The 17143-nt window shown below is 65.2% G+C and carries 19 protein-coding genes; 9 read left to right on the top strand and 10 right to left on the bottom strand.

Going from position 1 to position 17143, the window contains the following annotated elements:
* Window position 1: 1 nt before the first annotated feature.
* The 3 genes from GFH48_RS27640 to GFH48_RS27630 form a co-directional block, all read right to left on the bottom strand.
* The gene (locus GFH48_RS27640) at window positions 2-904 is read right to left on the bottom strand and encodes a FixH family protein (protein ID WP_228120991.1); all 903 of its coding nucleotides are present in this window, start codon (window positions 902-904) and stop codon (window positions 2-4) included.
* Window positions 905-1031: 127 nt separating this feature from the next.
* Complete coding sequence (locus GFH48_RS27635) at window positions 1032-1499, bottom strand: hypothetical protein (protein ID WP_153290825.1); 468 nt, start codon at window positions 1497-1499, stop codon at window positions 1032-1034.
* A 616-nt stretch (window positions 1500-2115) separates the two neighbouring features.
* Window positions 2116-2316: a hypothetical protein gene (locus tag GFH48_RS27630; protein ID WP_153290824.1), complete on the bottom strand. Its 201-nt coding sequence runs from the start codon at window positions 2314-2316 to the stop codon at window positions 2116-2118.
* A 102-nt stretch (window positions 2317-2418) separates the two neighbouring features.
* Here GFH48_RS27630 and GFH48_RS27625 point away from each other — a divergent pair, with 102 nt between their 5' ends.
* Window positions 2419-2697, top strand: a complete 279-nt coding sequence (locus GFH48_RS27625; protein ID WP_194280693.1) for a hypothetical protein — start codon at window positions 2419-2421, stop codon at window positions 2695-2697.
* Window positions 2698-2748: 51 nt separating this feature from the next.
* On the opposite strand, the gene GFH48_RS27620 is transcribed toward GFH48_RS27625, so the two are convergent.
* On the bottom strand, window positions 2749-3504 hold the full coding sequence (locus tag GFH48_RS27620; protein WP_153290823.1) for a GntR family transcriptional regulator: 756 nt from the start codon (window positions 3502-3504) through the stop codon (window positions 2749-2751).
* Window positions 3505-3582: 78 nt separating this feature from the next.
* Here GFH48_RS27620 and GFH48_RS27615 point away from each other — a divergent pair, with 78 nt between their 5' ends.
* The 6 genes from GFH48_RS27615 to GFH48_RS27590 all read left to right on the top strand — a co-directional run bounded on the left by GFH48_RS27615 (window position 3583) and on the right by GFH48_RS27590 (window position 8069).
* Window positions 3583-3861, top strand: coding sequence for a hypothetical protein (locus GFH48_RS27615; RefSeq protein ID WP_153290822.1), 279 nt, complete (start codon window positions 3583-3585; stop codon window positions 3859-3861).
* Window positions 3862-4414: 553 nt separating this feature from the next.
* The gene (locus GFH48_RS39385) at window positions 4415-4612 is read left to right on the top strand and encodes a hypothetical protein (RefSeq protein WP_153293141.1); all 198 of its coding nucleotides are present in this window, start codon (window positions 4415-4417) and stop codon (window positions 4610-4612) included.
* A gap of 8 nt (window positions 4613-4620) precedes the next feature.
* Window positions 4621-5352 carry a GntR family transcriptional regulator gene (locus GFH48_RS27605; RefSeq protein WP_153293140.1) on the top strand — a complete coding sequence of 244 codons (732 nt, stop codon included), beginning with the start codon at window positions 4621-4623 and terminating at the stop codon, window positions 5350-5352.
* Window positions 5349-5645 carry a hypothetical protein gene (locus GFH48_RS27600; RefSeq protein ID WP_153290821.1) on the top strand — a complete coding sequence of 99 codons (297 nt, stop codon included), beginning with the start codon at window positions 5349-5351 and terminating at the stop codon, window positions 5643-5645. Before GFH48_RS27605 ends, GFH48_RS27600 begins: the two co-directional genes overlap by 4 nt.
* A 586-nt stretch (window positions 5646-6231) precedes the next feature.
* Entirely contained in the window at window positions 6232-6402 is a 171-nt protein-coding gene (locus tag GFH48_RS39380) for a hypothetical protein (RefSeq protein WP_228120989.1), read from the top strand.
* Between the two features lie 401 nt (window positions 6403-6803).
* On the top strand, window positions 6804-8069 hold the full coding sequence (locus tag GFH48_RS27590; protein ID WP_153290820.1) for a TerD family protein: 1266 nt from the start codon (window positions 6804-6806) through the stop codon (window positions 8067-8069).
* An 80-nt stretch (window positions 8070-8149) separates the two neighbouring features.
* On the opposite strand, the gene GFH48_RS27585 is transcribed toward GFH48_RS27590, so the two are convergent.
* Window positions 8150-8674, bottom strand: a complete 525-nt coding sequence (locus tag GFH48_RS27585; protein ID WP_228120987.1) for an SCO4402 family protein — start codon at window positions 8672-8674, stop codon at window positions 8150-8152.
* A 294-nt stretch (window positions 8675-8968) separates the two neighbouring features.
* Window positions 8969-9742 carry a calcium-binding protein gene (locus GFH48_RS27580; RefSeq protein WP_153290819.1) on the bottom strand — a complete coding sequence of 258 codons (774 nt, stop codon included), beginning with the start codon at window positions 9740-9742 and terminating at the stop codon, window positions 8969-8971.
* Between the two features lie 1560 nt (window positions 9743-11302).
* Here GFH48_RS27580 and GFH48_RS27575 point away from each other — a divergent pair.
* A complete protein-coding gene (locus tag GFH48_RS27575) occupies window positions 11303-13807 on the top strand; it encodes a hypothetical protein (RefSeq protein WP_153290818.1) in 2505 nt (834 codons plus the stop codon).
* A gap of 49 nt (window positions 13808-13856) precedes the next feature.
* On the opposite strand, the gene GFH48_RS27570 is transcribed toward GFH48_RS27575, so the two are convergent.
* Window positions 13857-14060, bottom strand: a complete 204-nt coding sequence (locus tag GFH48_RS27570) for a hypothetical protein (protein ID WP_153290817.1) — start codon at window positions 14058-14060, stop codon at window positions 13857-13859.
* A 332-nt stretch (window positions 14061-14392) separates the two neighbouring features.
* Between GFH48_RS27570 and GFH48_RS27560 the strand changes: the two genes are divergently transcribed.
* Window positions 14393-14638, top strand: coding sequence for a hypothetical protein (locus GFH48_RS27560; protein ID WP_153290816.1), 246 nt, complete (start codon window positions 14393-14395; stop codon window positions 14636-14638).
* Window positions 14639-14682: 44 nt separating this feature from the next.
* On the opposite strand, the gene GFH48_RS27555 is transcribed toward GFH48_RS27560, so the two are convergent.
* From GFH48_RS27555 to GFH48_RS27545, 3 genes are all read right to left on the bottom strand, one after another.
* Window positions 14683-14931 carry a DUF7660 family protein gene (locus tag GFH48_RS27555; RefSeq protein WP_153290815.1) on the bottom strand — a complete coding sequence of 83 codons (249 nt, stop codon included), beginning with the start codon at window positions 14929-14931 and terminating at the stop codon, window positions 14683-14685.
* Window positions 14932-15258: 327 nt separating this feature from the next.
* Entirely contained in the window at window positions 15259-15975 is a 717-nt protein-coding gene (locus GFH48_RS27550; protein ID WP_153290814.1) for an MAE_28990/MAE_18760 family HEPN-like nuclease, read from the bottom strand.
* A gap of 3 nt (window positions 15976-15978) precedes the next feature.
* The gene (locus GFH48_RS27545; protein WP_194280691.1) at window positions 15979-17100 is read right to left on the bottom strand and encodes a DUF262 domain-containing protein; all 1122 of its coding nucleotides are present in this window, start codon (window positions 17098-17100) and stop codon (window positions 15979-15981) included.
* Window positions 17101-17143 lie beyond the last annotated feature (43 nt).

The following is a 17143-nucleotide window of genomic DNA, read 5'->3' as shown; positions in this document are numbered from 1 at the left end:
GTCAGCCGACGTGCAGGGTCAAGGCGGCCGTGTGGAGCGTGCCGCCAGTCCGGAACTGCAAGAACAGCCGCCAGTTGCCCGCGGTGGGCAGTTCGGCGTGGAAGGCCAGATCCGGGCCTCCGTTGCCGCCGGTGACCTTGGTGGTCGGGTGAAGATGAGCGAACTCCTGGTTGCCCTCGTGGAAGGCAGTCAGGTGGGCGTAGGTGTTCAGGTAGGGCTCGAGGCCGGTGACCGGCTTGCCGTCCTTCGACACGCTGACGCCCAAGGGGTGGGCCATGCCGGCCATCGGTTCGCCCTTGACGGTGACGGTGTACCCATCGACCTCCGCGGTGGTGGCCGGCGCGGGCAGCGGGGTTTTCGTGGCGTTACCGGGGACGGTCACGGTGCGGCTGAGGACGAAGTCCCTGCCCTTCCCCGTCCCGCTGTCGGGGGTGAAACCGGCGAAGGTGCGCCAGGAGCCGGGTGCCAGGGCGGTCAGATCGGCCGTCCAGGTGCCGTCCGGGGCCATCGTGGGGTGGATGTGCTGGAAGCCGGTCAGGTCGGAGCGGATGGCGTAGAAGTGCATCCGCTTGGTCTGGTCGAGGGCGAAGCCGGTGACCGGCTTGTCCCCCGTGCCGGTGACGGTGAATCGGTAGGCGGCCCGCTTGCCGGACGGCAGGGTCGTGTCCTTCGAGGCGAGGCGGTAGCCGTCCTGAGTGTCGGACAGTCCGTTCCCGTCGGCCATGTGGTCCATGCCCGGCATGTCGCCCATCGAGGGTGACGCGCTCCGCGACGAGGACGCCGAGGCCTTGGTGTCGTGGTCCATGCCGGGCATGGACGAGGAGTCGCCCGAGGAGCCGCAGGCGGCCAGAGTCAGCGCGAGAGCGACTGCCGTACCGGCCGCGGCGACAGCACGGCGGCGCACAGTGGAACGAGATGAAGCGAACATCGAGTGGTGGTCTTTCCGGGTGGGCGCACCACACCGGTGGCGCGCGGAAGTGAACAGGACACGGGGCCGAACCGGCTGTCGCCGAGGTTCGGCGTCGTGTCTGTCAGGTCCGCGCGACGCACACCTGATTCAGGAGATCCCGTCCACTGGTCGGCGGACCCCGCCGCCCCGTCCGGCCGACCGCCGCCCGCAGTCCCGCGGGCATCCAGAAAGCCGGCACCGCGACAGCGGCCGGCGCGAGCAGGCCTGGCGTCGGCAGGGGGATCCGCTTGGACGCCGGCGTGGACACACACAGCACCCCGGGCATCCCCGAAGCATCAGCGTGGCGCACACTCAGGCCCGGCTGATGCGCGCCCGGCGCATGGCCCATGGTCACCGGGGCAAGGTCATGCCCGTCGGACATCGATGAGGACATGGGTGAGGACATCGGCGACGACATCGCCGGCATCGCCCCGTGGCAGCCACCGGCGGCGGTGGCCGGAGCGCCATGCATGAAGAACAGGCCGAACAGGACCGCGCACACCGCCAGCAGCCGGGTGACTCCCCGGTTGCCCGCCTGTCCGCCACCCACAACCGTTCCCCTCCCGTGCTCGACCGTGCTCGCCGTCCGCGTACCGCCCTACTGGACGATACCCCGGCAGGGTATTGCTCGCCCGACTCCTTCGCATCCGGAGCCGGCGCCCGGACTGTCGGCCCAGGGCGCAACGCGCGCTCGACGCCCCGTCGCCGACCGGCCAAGGGCGATGCACGCCCAGCACAGGCTTTGAGACGTGACCTCATCCTTCTTATCGGGTCGATCACGGGGGTCCGTCAACGTCGACCAACGGCCCTTGCGCCTTGGTCGATCGTTCACCATGATCAGCCGGGGGCCTCATTCCTGGTGGGCGCGGACGGTTTCGAACCGCCGACATCCGCCTCGTAAGGGCGGCCGTGGTCGGCGACGTAGTTCCCCAGGTCGCATCGGCTGTAGCGACGACCCAGGTGAACAGTGCATCTCGACTGCGACGAGCCGTCATTGACCGTGGTTGACCGCACGATGTGGCACGACTGTGGCACGGTGCGATCGACGGAGCGCTTAGAAGGCGCTTGGCGCGTCGAGCGTGGCACCGCCTCTAACCTGCGCCGCTCCCCCGCCCCGACTCTCAGTCGGCCAGTCCTCGACACACATTCGACAGGGCATGGCTTCGCTACGGCCGCAGGTAGACCTCCTCGACGTCAACTCCCGCCTCGGGCTGCCTGGCGAAGCTCACATAGACGGGGTACTCGCGATAACCCACCTGCATGTTGGCGAACTGATCCACATCGTGGTTGGCGAACCGGTGCAGATACTGGAGGAACAACTCCAACTCCGCTTTGGACAGTGGCTCGTCGTGCCGCTCATTGCGCATGCACGCACGATACGAGGTTGGCGAACGGTGTGGGGCCGTCCCCATTGCAGTCCGCTGACCGATCCGCGAGGCGCTGTCGCAGGCCTCGGCTACGTTGCCCACATGACTGACAGAGATCCACTCGTGCCCGCGCTGACCCGACTGCTCGTCGACATCGTGCGGTGGCTGGACGACTGCGACGACGACGAAGTGAACCCCGACTCCGCGGTGAAGATGATGGAAACCATTGGCTGGGCGCTGCTGCAACTACCGTCCGATCAACGCCGCCGATTCCTGCAAGTGATCACAGACTTGGCCGAAGCGGAGCAGGAACCTGCGGTACGTGACTTCCTGAAGTCGTTCCCCCTCGACATCGGCATGATCGAGGACGAGGAGAGCTGAGTCCGGGCTGATCGGCAGCCGCCAGTTCAGTTGTCGTCCTACATGTGCCGGCTACCGGTTGATCGGGATCTCGTAAACGATCTCGCAGTGCGCAGCGGGCACAACGATGTCCGCCGTCTCGACCGGTCGCCCCTGGTCGCTGTAGTACGTCCGCCGGATGTGCGTGACAAGCGCGGCCTTCTGGATGCCGAGCAGGGACGCCTCCTCGGCGGTCGCCTGCCGCGGCTCCGGCTGCTCCACGGCATGGCTGACGGTGACACCGATGGCGGCCATCCGGTTCACGACACCCGCTCCGGCATGCGGCCCGCCCTCCGGGAGAACGACGAGAGTGCCGGCGGTGAGGTCGTAGGGCTCCCAACTCGTCGACAGCTGCACCGGCCTGCCATCGGCCAGGAACTCGTACGTCGTCCGGACGCACAGGTCGCCGTCCGCGATACCGAGACGCTGCGCGATCTCCTCGGGCGCCGGCACCTTGGCGTCGGTCCGGCTCTCCCAGTCACCCTGCCTGCCGACTGCCTTCATATCCGTACGGAACGGTGACCCGTCCGGCTGCTCGCGCGCTGACGAACGGACGACCCGCACCCGCTGCCGCGGTTCGGCCACGTACGTCCCCGAACCGGCCCGGCCCTCCAACACGCCCTGGGAGATCAGCAACTCCTGCGCCCGGCGCACCACGTTCTCGCCCACGCCGCACTCCTGGCCGATCTGGGAACGGGAGGGGAGGCGATCCCCCGGCTCCCAGACGTGCTCCGCGATGCGCCGCCGGAGTTCGTCGGCGATACGGAGATACGGCGGCTGCTCAGGCATGTAGAAAATCTAGTCCACTAGCCCTAATCTAGTTAACTAGCTTTACTCAAAGTGATCGCCGGTGACGGAGGCTGCCCTGTGCCCGCTTCGGGAGTAAGCGCGGCCGCCATCGCCGCACGACTGTCCGCCGCTGGGCTCCCCACGCGCCTGGAGGAACACGACCGGCACACCTCGATCGAAGCGGAGGTGCCGGAAGAGCTCTCCGCGGACTCATGGCGGGAGGTCCTGGAAGTGGTGGCCGAGGCAGATCGATTCGGCCTCTTCGCCACCAGCCTGAACGGCCGCACCCTCTGGGCGGTCGTACGCAAAACGGCCCCCGCGACGGGCGATGTCGGGGGACCCAGCCATCAGCGATAGGAGCTGAAACCCGTGCTCAACCGCATCCGCCGCGCCCTCTCACTCACCAGAAGGCACCACTCCCCCAAGGACCGGCACCGCCGCGCCTTAGCCTCCACGGGACCGACGGGTGCCCGCGCCCGCTCGGCGCCAGTTGCCGAGGCCGCGGCCATCCTGCGGCAACACCCCGGCCGCCCCCACCGCATGGACTCGCCAACGGGGCCGGACATCCTCCTCGTTCGACCGTACGTCCTGGCCTGGGAGGAGCGCAGACGCCCACGGCATTCGATGATCGTGGCCCCCCATCTGCCACCCGCGGCCTGGTCGCTCCTCGCGGGAGGCCGATGATGCCCGCCCACCAGCGCCCCCGAATCACGGACACTTCACCCATCCCCTACCGGTCGACCGCGTGCCGGCTCGGCACACACCACGCCTGCTCGGAGTCCTCCCCCGACGCGGCACCGGTGGATGTACCGGTGGTGTACGAGGCGTGCGCCTGCCCGTGCCACTCGACGCCCAGCCGGCCCGCACCCACGGAGGTGCAGCAGTGAGGGACTGAACGCCCAGCGGCGCGCTGGTCTCCCAAGTCGAGATCACCTCGACGACCGTGCAACGCGGCGACGTCATCCAGATCGGCGGTCACGCGTACAGAGTGAGAGACCTTTTCCAGCTGCCCCAAGGAGCCAAACAACTGCTCTTCGAGTCAGGCGAGTTGCTGACCATGCACACACGGACCCGGCTACTCGCCGTACGCATGTCGAGAAGGCGGTGACCCGGACCATGCCTGCCCGCCACCACGACATCGCCGACGACCTCCGGCGCCAGATCACGACCGGCCGCATCAAGCCCGGCGAACGCCTCCCATCCGAATCCGGGCTGGCCGACCGATACACGGTCAGCACAGCGACCCTGCGCAGCGCCCTCGCGCTACTGCAAGGGGAAGGCCTGGTCGAGAAGATCCACGGCAAGGGCAACTACGTCCGCCACCGCCCCCGCAAGATCACATACGTCGGAGGCTGGGGAACGCTGGACCCGTGGACGGCGGCCGAAACGGCTCTGCGCGTCACCGACCAGGCCACCGCGATCGAAGCTCACGGACATCTGGCAGCCCTGCTACGCCTCCCCAACGGCAGCCCGCTGACCGAATACCTCAGCGTCAGCTACGAGGGAGACTCCCCGCACAGCCTGGCCCGCATCTACGTCCCCCGCGGACCGGAACCCACTGAAGTACTCGACAACGGCGCTTCCTACGTGCGTGCAGAAGCGAGTTTTGCCGTTCTGAGCGCCCTGTCGGCGGAGGTCCGCGAGACAGTCTCCGCCCGCCTCCCGACGCCAGATGAGGCTTCCGCTCTCCGGATCAACCCGGGCCTGGCAGTACTCGCGATCACCCGAGTAGCCGCCGACACCGCCGGCCACGTCCTCGAAGCCGCACTCCTGGTGTTCCCCGGAGACCGCGTCGAGGCAATTTTCACTACCCACCACGTACTCAACGAGAGGCTGAAGCACGGATGACGGCGCAGGACGAATTACGACTTCTCCCGTGGACGGGGCCCGAGGGCAAGCCGTGCTACCTGAGCACGGACGACAGGGACGGCTTCATGTCCCGCCTGGCGGACAACATCGAATCGATACAGCTCGGCTCGGCGGCTGAACTGCTGGACCAGGTGGAATCCCTCACCGAGGAGCAGGCAACCCCTGAAGACCTGCGGCTCTTGGCGAAGGAAATGGCCGGAGCTCTGCGGGACGTCCTCCGCATTGCGACCAGCCGCGGTCAGCTTCGGGAGGTGAACGCTCACCGCTCCTGAGAGGACAATCGGCATGGGCGGTCGCCGGCAGCAACGTTCCGATCTCCCGCACATGGGGAAGAGCCGAACACCCCTGACTCTTCCCCCTTCTGCACTGGTCAGCTTCAACGGATGCACCGTGCCAGGTACACCCAGAGGTGAAGAACTGCACGTGCTCTGCGAATCAACCGACGACACTCGGCCACAGGGCTCTCGGCTTGGTAGGCATAGGCGGTTCGAGGCATCAACCCCCGGTGTTCCACGTGGTTCCCTGTACAAACGGCCACGCGTCCGGCTCGGGACCTGTTACCGACGACAGTGCGATGTCAGTGCAGTCGAACAGAATGCGGGCCATGAGCGACCACTACGAACTTGTCTTCTCCACCTTCCTGCACGATGACACGCCTGCCTCGGTTCTGGCGGCCCTGCGTTGGCATATGGGCATGGACGACAACGTCAAAAATCCGGAAGGCCTGGACCCGGACGACATCCGTACCCGTTGCTCCTCCCGGGCCAGAGCCGACTCCCCGGCGGCGACATCGCGTCCCTGCGCCGTTCGGTACTGGAGTTCACATCATCGGGGACGCGGTACGAATGGGAACTCTTCGTGCGCATCTACTGGGTAGATGACCTCACGCTCCACCTTGACGCACTGCTCGAGCTGATCGCTCCTCACGTCGCGGAACGAGGCTACGGCGGCTACATACGCGACGTACACGACACCGAGGTGAACCCCTTCAAGTTCCACGACGGCACATACGATCCCGTCGAAATATAAAATGGTGCATTCCCACGCCCACAACGAGAGACACCACATCTCGCCTGACGGGCAGCCGACCCTGGAAGGAAACCCCTTCGATCAGGGGCTGTGACCTGCCCGTTCACCGGGTGCCCTGGTAGCTGACCTGTCACGGGTTGTCGCCGCACGTCACTGTCGAACCACCTCGCACGGCCCTTCGACTGCTGCTCGGGACTGTCAAGGAACATGTGGTCGGATCGTCAGTGTTCTGTCACGTAAGAGTGCCGGGGCGCCCTGCTGTAGCCGAGCCGTCAGTGCACGCTCTGCCCCTCCCCAAAAATGATCGACCCAGCCATGCCTTAATCACCCGACATCCGCGTTTGTCGTACACAGCCCGGTCGGAGACATCACGATGTACGCACCATCGTGAGAGGGCACCCATGACGAACACTCTTGCCAAAGGCGCCAATGCAGCTCTGTCCACAGCGGTCTGCCGCGTCACCCTCACCTCGCCCACGACGGGCATCGACGTCTCTGCCGTTCTACTCGGGCAGGACGGCAAAGTCCGGGGCGATGACGATCTTGTCTTCTACAACCACCCGGCACAGGACGGGGTCGTACAAGAAAAGCAAACGATCGTCGCGGACCTGGCAGCGGTCCCCACCACGGTCGACCGCATTGCGGTCGTCGCCAGCATCGACCCCGAACTGCGTGTCACTCACTTCGATGCGAGTAACACCCCGCACGCAGTCGTCGACTGCGGGAGCGCCCGGTTCGCCTTTCTGCCGCCGCCGCTCACGCATCGGGAGACGGTGGTGATCCTGATTGAGCTCTACAGACGTGCAGGCGGGTGGAAGACCAGAGCAGTAGGCCAGGGGTGGGATACAGGGCTGGCAGGGCTGGCTTCCGACTTCGGTATCGTCGTGGACGATCCGGGGCCATCCCCGTCTCAGGACTCACGCGCCGTGAGGGCTGCACAGACCCGGCGCACGCCTGCCGTACCGCCGCCGCCCACCTACGCGCCGCACATGCCAACAGCGGCCCCACCAGTCCGCCAGATGACGCCGTCTCGCCCACCCGTACCGCTGGGCAAAGTCGCCCTCACCAAGGCCGGCCAGGCGACCATTGACATGCGCAAGGACGACCCAAGCCTTGTCGTGACGGCCACGTTGGAGTGGAACGGCGGAAGCGCAGCTCGGCGACGAGCCGGCGCCGACCTCGACCTGTATGCCCTCTACGTTCCCGGAAGTCTCGTTACTCCTCCCGGTAAGCGCCCGAACAAATCTGATCAGGTCGTCTACTACCGGCAGCTCGGATCGCCCTTTGCCATGCCCTACATCGCCCTCGCCGGTGACTCCCGGGTGCCCGGCCGCGAGACCATCACCATCCGTCGCCCCGACCTACAGGGCTACGTCCTCTTGTGTGCCTACAGCGCGGTAGAGAATGGCGCCGGTTCGTTCAAGTCGTATGGGGCTCGGGCAGTCGTCACCGACGGCCGGGGCTCCACAGTGACGGTGCCGCTGTTCAACAACCGCAACTTGTCCTACTGGGTCGCCATTGCTTTGATCGACTTCACAGTTCCCGGCGGTGCCCAGATCCGGCACGTGGAGAAATACAGCGGCAACCACGTCGAGGCGCGCCCCACGCTGTACTCCAACGGGAACTTCCGCATGAGCACCGGAAAGGTCGAATTCAAGACCAGGTAGTCGATGCCGAGCGAAGAGAAGGTCCCAAAGAGCCGACGAAACCCCGCCTCCCGGGCAGCGGATGTCCTGAGCTTCGGGAGCTAAGGGAGTTTACGGGAGGTGGCCGAACCGACCTGTGGCGATGCCCTGTCGGAGCCTGAGTCTCGGCCGGCCTCCTCCCCGCTGTTCCCCGTGGTTCCCCGCCCGATCTGGCACGGGTCTGGCACGGCTGCGTCGCCAAGCAGTACGGCGAGTTCCCTTAGGTCGTTCGCGACCATGACTTGAGCGAGACGTCCGGCGATGGCCACGACCTCTGGCCAGGCAGATGCCCGGAGATACTCCGCGTCGGTGTCGTGGGGCGCCTCGGCAGCCGCGGCGTTGAGTGCGGCACCGAGTTCTCTCATCAGACCGACCTCTTCGTCACTTCGTAGGCTGACGCCGAGGTACCGCTCTGGCTCGTCGGCGTCGCAGAAGTCGTCGAAGAGCGTGTGGAAGACATGGGCCAGGCCTTCGAACGCTGCCGGATCGAGCCACACATTCCGCTGCCACGGCGGATTGGCCAGAGCCAGCACCACAGGTACAACGTGGGCTCGGTGGTTCGCTAGCACTCGGGCGGCATCGCTCACGAGTCCGAGCGTAGCGACCGCAGGTGATGGAGGCATCGGCTCTCTCAGAGCACCGTATTAGGAGTTCGATCCCGCGCCTGCGTGGCTGCTGTCCAACCTGTGCGCGGGTGCCATTGTCGGATACTGCCGTATGCCGCCGTCCGGGCTCGTTGATGTCAGCGTGGGATGTCAGCGAAACAGCTGCGGCAGCTGGGTGACGGCCATGCCAAGCAGCTGACGGCCCTAGCACTGATCTAGCTCCCCAGCAACGGAGAACCCGTTGGTGGGGGCTAGATCAATGCGTAATATCTCTGTCTACCGCACGTCCACGTAGTCCCCGGCGGTCTTGACCGTCGCGGTCGTGCTGGTGCCGGAGAAGTAGTAGCGCCAGTAGCCGTCGCTGGCAGCTGTCGCAGTGGCCTTCAGGTTGCCGGTGCTGTTGGTGTACACGGTTTTGACCGTCGTGTAGGTGTCTGTTCCCGCTTTGCGGAACTGCAGCTTGACCGGCTGATTGGTGTAGCCACGGTAGTCGTGGGACTCCCAGTTGGCGCGGGTCAGTTTGCCCGTGACAGTGATGGTCTTGCCCTTGGCGACCGGCTCCGGTGAAGCGTTGACGCTGAGCTTCGAGTAGCGCTGGATGTTCGTGTACTTGTAGGCATCTAGGGAGATGCCGCCGTTGCCCTTGTCGAAGGCGTCGACGCCGACTTTCCACTGCCCGGACCAAGAGTTCTTCTCCAGGTCGCGGGGGTTGAGGGTGAAGGGGACAACGCAGGTCTTCGTCGTGGCGTCGACGGCTGTGCACGTGGGACGGCGGAACGGCACCGTCATGTCCGTGTCTTCTTCCTTGGGGCCGCCGTGCCACACGAACACGCGGGCCGTATCGATGCCGTCCGGATCGGTGGCGGTCACCGAGGCCGAGAAGGTGACCGTGTTGTAGATGCCGACCACGATGGGCTTGCCACCGTTGACCGTGACGCTGGTGATCGTTGTGTCGCCACCCCACGACTCGTCGGCCTGAGCCGTTGGAGCGCTTGCGACGGCGAGTGCCAGGGCGCCGGACAGAGCGGCACCTATGGCGATTGAGCGCATGTAGTCCCCAGGAAAATCAGGCCTGCCGGTCGAGCCCCCGCCGCAGGCACCACGATAGATAGCGGGAGCGTACTGCGTTCACGCCAACTTGGCTGATTGTCCACCTGTATGTCAGTCACCAACCCCAGCGCGACCAACATCGCGGAGGACCGGACCACCTGCACGACGCCCCGGGGCACACCGCAGACCGCAAGCGCACATGGGCCAAGCCTCCAGGGAGGCAGATCCCGAGACGCCACCATGCCTGCCATCCGCGCCGTACGCACAGGTGGCAGGCGTGATCGCGAGGCTACTTCTTCTTGCCCTGGGTCTTGCCGGAGATCTTGAGGGCCTGCGTTTTCGCTGCTCAGAGGCAGTGGGCTCGGGCGCCTGGCGGTCGCCGTTGGTCGTCCTTGGCCGCTGTCGGTCAGCCTCGGACGGCCCAGAGACGACCCCGGGACGGCCGACCGGCCTATACCTCGCTCATGCGGTACGGCTCAGGCAACGGCGACAACGGCACGTCGAGAACGTGTCCCAACAGAGCACGTGCAACGGCATCGCGCTCGCAGTCCGGTTGGCCTGGCCTCATTGAGAGGATCACACGATCCCGGGTGACCACCGCAGCGCCTGTGAAGCTTGGGTCGGTGATCGAAGACTCATCGAGCGTGACGTCCAGCTCCGCGAGAAGATCGGGCAGAGGGACGTTGAGAAGGTGTTCAGGACTCAGCACCAACTGCGCGTTGCCGGTTGGCAGCTCTGCCGTCCGTACTTGGTCGAACTTCGTCGAACTTCGTCACGGGCCTATCTCCTCAGCTGGCCTTTGATGGGTGCCAGAGTGCCGCCACAGGGCCGGGGCTGGCGCAACGCCACGCTGAACGGTCCCCCCATCACGGTGAGGACCAAGACGCCAGTGCGAGGACCGGGCGGAGCACATCAGCTTGGGAAGCTGTGGGCATTCGGGGCTGGTTCGGGCGCTGACCTGGGCGGACGGCGCGTCTGCGGCCTCGTTGGAATGGGCCGCGTTCACCTTGGTTCCCCGCTGTTCCCCGCTGGATCTGGTGCGGTTGTGGTGCGAGCTCCCGGGCGTGGCTTTCTGGCAGCCATCAGTCCCAGCCCAACGATGATGACGGTCGGCACGAGGCTCAACACTTCGGACAGGGCCACGATCGGGAACGGGGCGCTGAGAGCTCGGGGGAGCTTGCCCAGTGCTGCGACACCGAAGCCGAGGGGAAGCCAGACTCGGAAGAGGCGGAAGCGAAAGGCGTCTGCTCCGCGGCGTACCCGTTCTTGTTCCATGAAGCGTCAATACATGGCCGCGACGATGAAGAGGGCGCCGATGCCCACGATGCCCCAGGTCAGTGCTGCCACGATTCCCCCACCACGCCGTATGCGCCACGCTGAGTGAGTGGGTGGCAGCGATCGAACGCAAGTTTTTGCACTTCACCTTAGAGTGAGCTGATCGACTCCTGTGTTGGATGAGCCGGGAGTTGGTTTTCAAAGGAAAGGGGCGGGAAGCAACTGATGTCCGGATTTTGGGGTGGGCGGATCCGAAGACCCGCTGTGGTGGGAGCGAGCGGGGCGTTGGTCGCGGCCTCAGTGCTGCTCGCACCCGTGGCGAGTGCCGCGGAGGGCGAACTCGCCACGGTAGGCCTGGTCTCCTCGGTACAGGACCCGGCACACCGCAGCGCGTCGAGTGCCGAGTTGGGAGACGGTAGCCGCGTCGAACTCGTCGACGGGCGGAACCTCCGGGTCAGGGCGGACCCGGGAGGCTCCGGGGGTCACCCGGCCCGCTACTCGGTCGCCGCCATGAACGGCACGCTGTCCGTACGGCCGACAGGGAAGTCCGCGGCAGACCGTACGGGTGCGAAGCTTCCGCTGACTGCGACGGGTACCGTGCGCAGCGGTCTCAGGACGGCGACCGCCACCGCGTCGACGTATACGGTGAAACTGAGCATCACGCACGCCGACGTCAGATCCAAGCTCTTCTACGTCTGGAACCGCAAGACCTGGACGTCGTACGCCGTCAACAGTGACACCGCAGGCGGCACGGCGAGCGTGAAGCTGCCGCCGGGCGACTACTTCTCGGTGGCGTTGCACAACGACTGGCTGGAGCCGAGCTACCTGCTCACTCGTACCTTTACCGTCGGTTCGGCCGCCACCACGGTCACTTTCGACCAGAGCGCGGCGAAGGAGACCGCGATCCGCACCGACGACACCACCGCCACCCGGGACTCCTCTGCCGTGTGGATCAGCGTCCCGGGCGGCGACCTGGCGGGCTTCGCCGGCGGCGGGCCCGAAAAGGTGTATGTCACCCCGTTCTCGGTGCCCGGTGTCTCGCTGCGACTGCACGAAGTGCTCGGCAAGAAGGGCTCCTCCGCAAGCGTTCCGAGCCCCTACCGCTACGACCTCACGCACAGCTACACCACGACGGTGCCCACCTCGCCCGTCACCGCGGTCCGTACCTCCGCCCTGGCGAAGACCGTCACGAAGGTCAACGCCCCGGGCACCCGCACCACCGCGTACCTGCAGAGCTCCCCTTCTTTCGGTGAGTGGACGGGGGTGTTCATCGGCGGCTCGGTGCCGGCCGCCGGTTCCCTCACCGAGTACGCCACCCCGGGCGTCACCTACAGCCGCCTCCTGAACTACGGCACTGGCGAACTGAACCTGAACCTTCCCGATCGCACCCTGCCTGCCGGGACCAGCGCGGGCGAGGTCCTGGGCGCGGCCCCGCTCCAGCCGGTGCGCGGCCAGTGGATGGGCTCGCAGCGGTACTACGGGAAGATCTCGCTGTACGAGGGAAACGCCTTCGGTGACGTCGCGGGCCACTCGGGCTCCGACTTCCGCGCGACCAGTTCCTACAAGCTGACGTCGGACGGCGTCACCTATGCCCAAGCTTCGGGACTCGACAGCTCCCACGGTCTGATGTCGTCGAGCCTGCCGTCATTCGAGAGGGTGTACGCCCTCGACCAGACCGTGCACCGCCGCGTCCCTTACTCCTCGTTGTCTACGGACGTGCGCAACGAGTGGACGTTCCGCTCGGGTTACGCGGAGGGCAGGGAACTCCCGTTGATCGATGCCCGGCTGAAGGTCTCGGGGCTTGACAGCCTGGGCCGTGCGGCTGCCGGGACGGTCCGGATCGACGCGAGCGCGAGCACCCGCAACACTGCCGCGGCCGAGGCGAACACCAAGGTCACGGGCCTCGCGTACTCCACGGACGACGGCACGAGCTGGACCGACCTGCCCGTCGCGGCCGACGGCTCCGCCACCCTGGACGTACCCGCCACCGCTTCCTTCGTCACCCTGCGCGTCACCGCCGACGACGACGGGGGCGGCAGCCTCCGCCGCACCATCGTGCGGGCGTTCGGGGGCCCGGCCACGCCGAGCGACGAGACGGTGGGCGCGACCCGTATCTCGAACGTCGTGGTGAACGGCGGAAAGCCGGTGGAGCTGACCGACCAGCCGCTCCAGTATTTCCAGGCGAAGTTCACCGCGACCGACCCGTCGGGAATCGCGAACGGCGACATGTACCTCTACCGGGGGTCGTACGCCAGCCCCGACGCCATCCTCTACGGCACCTGGACGGCGACCTGTACCAAGACGAACGCGACCACCTCCACCTGCGAGACGGAGTTTGCCTACATCCAGCCCCGCTGGACCCTCGGCCGCAACTCCCTCGCCGGTACCTGGAAAGCCGCCGTCTGGGCCGAGTCCGCGGACGGCACGGGGCACGTGGATCTGCACGCGGCCAAGTCGCCGTCCGTGCTGCGCGACGCGACGGTGACGGCCGACGCGTCTCCCGAGCCGGTGACTAAGGGCAAGACGATCACCATCACGGGCAAGCTCTCCCGCGCGGACTGGGAGACGCTCGGCGGCTACCACGGATACGTCGGACAGAAGGTGATGCTCCAGTTCCGCAAGAAGGGGGCGTCCGCGTACACGACGGTGAAGACGGTCTCCACCAGCAGCACGGGAGGCCTGAAGACCACGGTGAAGGCATCGACGGACGGCTACTGGAGGTACGCCTTCACCGCTACGTCCACCACCGCGACCGCCACCTCCAGTGGCGACTTCGTCGACGTCCGCTGATCCAGCTCACCCTGCCGGGCCCCTGGATCGATCCGGGGGCCCGGACCGCCTACCACCTCGGTCGCGCGCAGGCGTAGGCCGCGGTGCCGGCGGTCTGAAGGAGCAGGGTCGTCCAGGTGCCCGCCGGTGTGCCGGGCGGCAGCAGCAGCCAGGTCGCCATCCGCATAGGCGTGCTCGTGGCGAGCGGGGCGAAGAACGAGAACAAGAGCCGGGTGAACATCGGCGGGTGCGGCGGCCGGCGGCGGCTCGGCATGGTGGGCTCTGCGCTGGAAGGTGTCGGCGAGGCGGCGTGGGGCGATCGTCCACGGCCAACCCGTGGCCGTCCCGCCCATCCAGACGCGGCCCGGCTTTGCCACGCGTGATTGACAGCTGGCACCGTCGATGCGCGCCGTCTGAGCCTCAGCCGAAAACAGTCAGCCACGACGGCGGGCGCGGCAACCGACCACGCACGCGTATGCCTCGCTCCGCCCCCACGAGCCTCAGCCACGCTGTCGCTGCCGTCGACCAGAGCAATCTGTGACGGCCGGGCCGTGACGACAGGGCCCTCGGCATGTCGCGGCCAAGGGGCTCGCATACCTTCACGTCATGGACTTCAACATCACCGCAGGGGAGGAAGCCGTCGTGTTCCACGTGGCGAGCCTCGTCCAGGATGGCCTCTCCCCCACGGATGACGACTTGGCGAAGGAACTGGGTGAAGAGGTTCGCCCAGTGCTGCAAGCGCTCCTGGGCAAGGGTTGGCTTGTGGTTGACGAGGATCGCGAGCTGGCCTTGTCCACGATCGCACGGCACGTCGTGTCCAGCCGCAGGGATGCCGAGGGGCCGCCGGCCTAGCAAGAGAGCTTGCCGTCGCCCTGGTTCGTTCGCCACAGCGCGGATTACTCGTAGATGGTCGCGGCCTGCAGAGCTCGTGCGAAGAAGGTCCAGTCGCCACTGACCGGCAGCTCGCGGCTGGCATTGCCGTACCAGCCGTCGGCGTCATCGACCCATGCCGCCAAAGCCTCCAAGAAGCTCGGGAGGTCCGCGTTCTCCCATGAGCTTCCGTCCTCGGCGTGGCTGCGCTGCAACGAGCAAACGAAGGCGGCCAGGGCCTCTCTGCTGTCGACGTGCTCAGGAGAAACAGTCACCCGGGGGACCCTACTTGGCCCATCGCCCCGAGGCTTGGTGAGCACCGCCTTGTAAGGGCGGTCGTGGTCATCGGCATGTCCGTCCAGGTCACTACGGCTGTAGCGGCGGCCCGGGTGAACGGTGCATCTTGACTGTGGCGAGCCGTCGTTGACCGTGGTTGACCGCACGATGTGGCACGCCTGTGGCACGAGGACCGCTTCGTCCCGAAGCAAGTGGGTGGGCCCTCAACCTGGGGCCGGCACTTCTCACCTGTGCGATGCCGATTGCTCCAGAGGATGCCACGTGGCAGCAGCACTCCGCGTCCGTGGCCCCAGCAACTGATGGACTCAAACAGGTGGTCTGAGCGTGCACGCTTCCTCAATCGCCCGCACCACACATGTTGAAAACGCATCACCAACAGCCATGAAGAATTGAACGTAATCTTCCAAATCTGCTGAAGTAGGCTTAACGGAATAGTCTCCGTGTGCAATCAGATTCCTTTTGTTCACGATCTCTTCTAGCTTTATGTCGACGCGAACACTCAACCCGGAGCCCTGCAGATGCGATGTCGCACTATCGATGATGTCGTCGATCCCGATCAGCGCGAATGATTCGCGCAAGACATCGGGTTTCAGGCTCGTCATCTGACGCGACAGGATCTTTGAGGAAATTACCTGTGGGTCAATAGTGCGTTCTTGGTCCCACAAGGCCGAGAAGGCTGTAAAGAGCCGCCTTGTTCTGTGCACTCGATCTACGCCAGGCGGCAATGATGCAATCTCCTGAATCCTGTCTCGGGTGAACAGCTCCAGGAATGCTGGAGGCATCTTGCGTGCGGGCGGGCGCACTGCGCAGACCTCGTCGACATACTCGCTGAGCGCTCCCTTTGCGAATCCCTCAAAGTGTGCAACTAGGAGGACCAGACAAGCGCGGTGTACTGCATTCTCCAATTGGATGGCCTCGTCGGCCCTAGGAACAAGAGGCGAGTGGGGTCGTACCGCCAACAAGAGATTGAGTTCTGCCGTGCTATTGACAAAATCCTCGTACGCGGCAAGCTTGGTCGACATTTATCATGCACTCTCAAGCTCTTCATGCAGAGAGCATGAAATTCCGAGATCAGCCAAGCCCTTAGCAAACCTGGAAACCCGATAGTGCACTCGGGACCGGTCGGCGGTGGCGCGACCGATAGAGAAGAGAAAATTCTCGTCCCGTAGAAGCTCTTCCCGCAACTCCCGTACTTCGTTTGGCTTAGCACGGATCGCTTCGCGGTCCGCGTGAGCAAAGGGGATCATGATTGCATCAAAGAGTGCCTTGTTCATGCCCGGAGCGGGCCTGCCGTTAGGCGCAGGAAGCCTGAAGGCGGATTCCCCGAATACTTCGGCAACCGTGCGGCACACGTCAGCGAAAACGTCCATTTCTGCTTTCGATGGAACGCCTGCCCGATTTTCCCGCATGTAGCTATTAAGTAGCTGCCGGAGGGGAGGCCGGTAGTCGGCAATGGTTTCATAGAGCGAGAAGAAGCGCAGAACCAGCTCTTCAAACTCCATCCGTCGATTTCGGATGCCGCTGAGGATTCCTGTGAAATACGGAAGTTCTGCCGTGCGCCTCAAGAAGTCGTTTAGGTCGCCTCTGTAGATGCAATTCCTGAGTTCCTGAGAACCGAGGCGAGCGGATCCAGTGTTCAGACGCTCGAAGACGTCGAACTTGATGTCTGGATCGGAATCCTCCGTGATTACAATGCAACGGATGGTCCTGCCGCTAAGTCGTCGTTGATCTCGCACTGTCAAGTCAGAGAAGAACTTCCCTTCTAGCTCCGAAAGAACCGGGATCCCTTTAAGTTCGAAATCCCCCTCGAGGTAGTTACTGATCGTCGTAATGCGCTGCAACCCATCAATAACTTCGTACGCGCCATCTTCGTTTTCGGCAAAATAGCACACAGGTACAGGAATATTGAGGAGCAGGCTTTCGATTAGCCTGCTCGCTTTTGCCCTATCCCACACGTACTGGCGCTGATATTCGATGTTGAGGAGCAGGCGGTCTTTCTTGATGTCATCAACCAAGGTGCCTACGGAGAGATCGTACGGTTGCGTGACGAGTCGCCGTTCGCGGTTAGCGAGATTCAAGGGCTCTCGTTGGTCCCCCGTAACGTCCTCGTCGGCGTCGTCGTCGAACAGCGTCTGATCCTCAGTCACGCGTTGCTCCTTGGTTGTAATTCGATACTCAGCGTAGCGTGCG

It is taken from the genome of Streptomyces fagopyri (assembly GCF_009498275.1).
GTDB classification, from domain to species: domain Bacteria; phylum Actinomycetota; class Actinomycetes; order Streptomycetales; family Streptomycetaceae; genus Streptomyces; species Streptomyces fagopyri.
Note: the sequence above shows the minus strand (reverse complement) of the source record. Positions and strands in the feature narration are given on the sequence as shown.

Coding starts and splice junctions, on each gene's coding strand:
- GFH48_RS27590 (WP_153290820.1), top strand. CDS start 6,804: ATGACGAACACTCTTGCCAAAGGCGCCAATGCAGCTCTGTCCACAGCG.
- GFH48_RS27630 (WP_153290824.1), bottom strand. CDS start 2,316: ATGCGCAATGAGCGGCACGACGAGCCACTGTCCAAAGCGGAGTTGGAG.
- GFH48_RS27580 (WP_153290819.1), bottom strand. CDS start 9,742: ATGCGCTCAATCGCCATAGGTGCCGCTCTGTCCGGCGCCCTGGCACTC.
- GFH48_RS27620 (WP_153290823.1), bottom strand. CDS start 3,504: ATGCCTGAGCAGCCGCCGTATCTCCGTATCGCCGACGAACTCCGGCGG.
- GFH48_RS27560 (WP_153290816.1), top strand. CDS start 14,393: ATGGACTTCAACATCACCGCAGGGGAGGAAGCCGTCGTGTTCCACGTG.
- GFH48_RS27625 (WP_194280693.1), top strand. CDS start 2,419: ATGACTGACAGAGATCCACTCGTGCCCGCGCTGACCCGACTGCTCGTC.
- GFH48_RS27600 (WP_153290821.1), top strand. CDS start 5,349: ATGACGGCGCAGGACGAATTACGACTTCTCCCGTGGACGGGGCCCGAG.
- GFH48_RS27570 (WP_153290817.1), bottom strand. CDS start 14,060: ATGCCGAGCCGCCGCCGGCCGCCGCACCCGCCGATGTTCACCCGGCTC.
- GFH48_RS27550 (WP_153290814.1), bottom strand. CDS start 15,975: ATGTCGACCAAGCTTGCCGCGTACGAGGATTTTGTCAATAGCACGGCA.
- GFH48_RS27605 (WP_153293140.1), top strand. CDS start 4,621: ATGCCTGCCCGCCACCACGACATCGCCGACGACCTCCGGCGCCAGATC.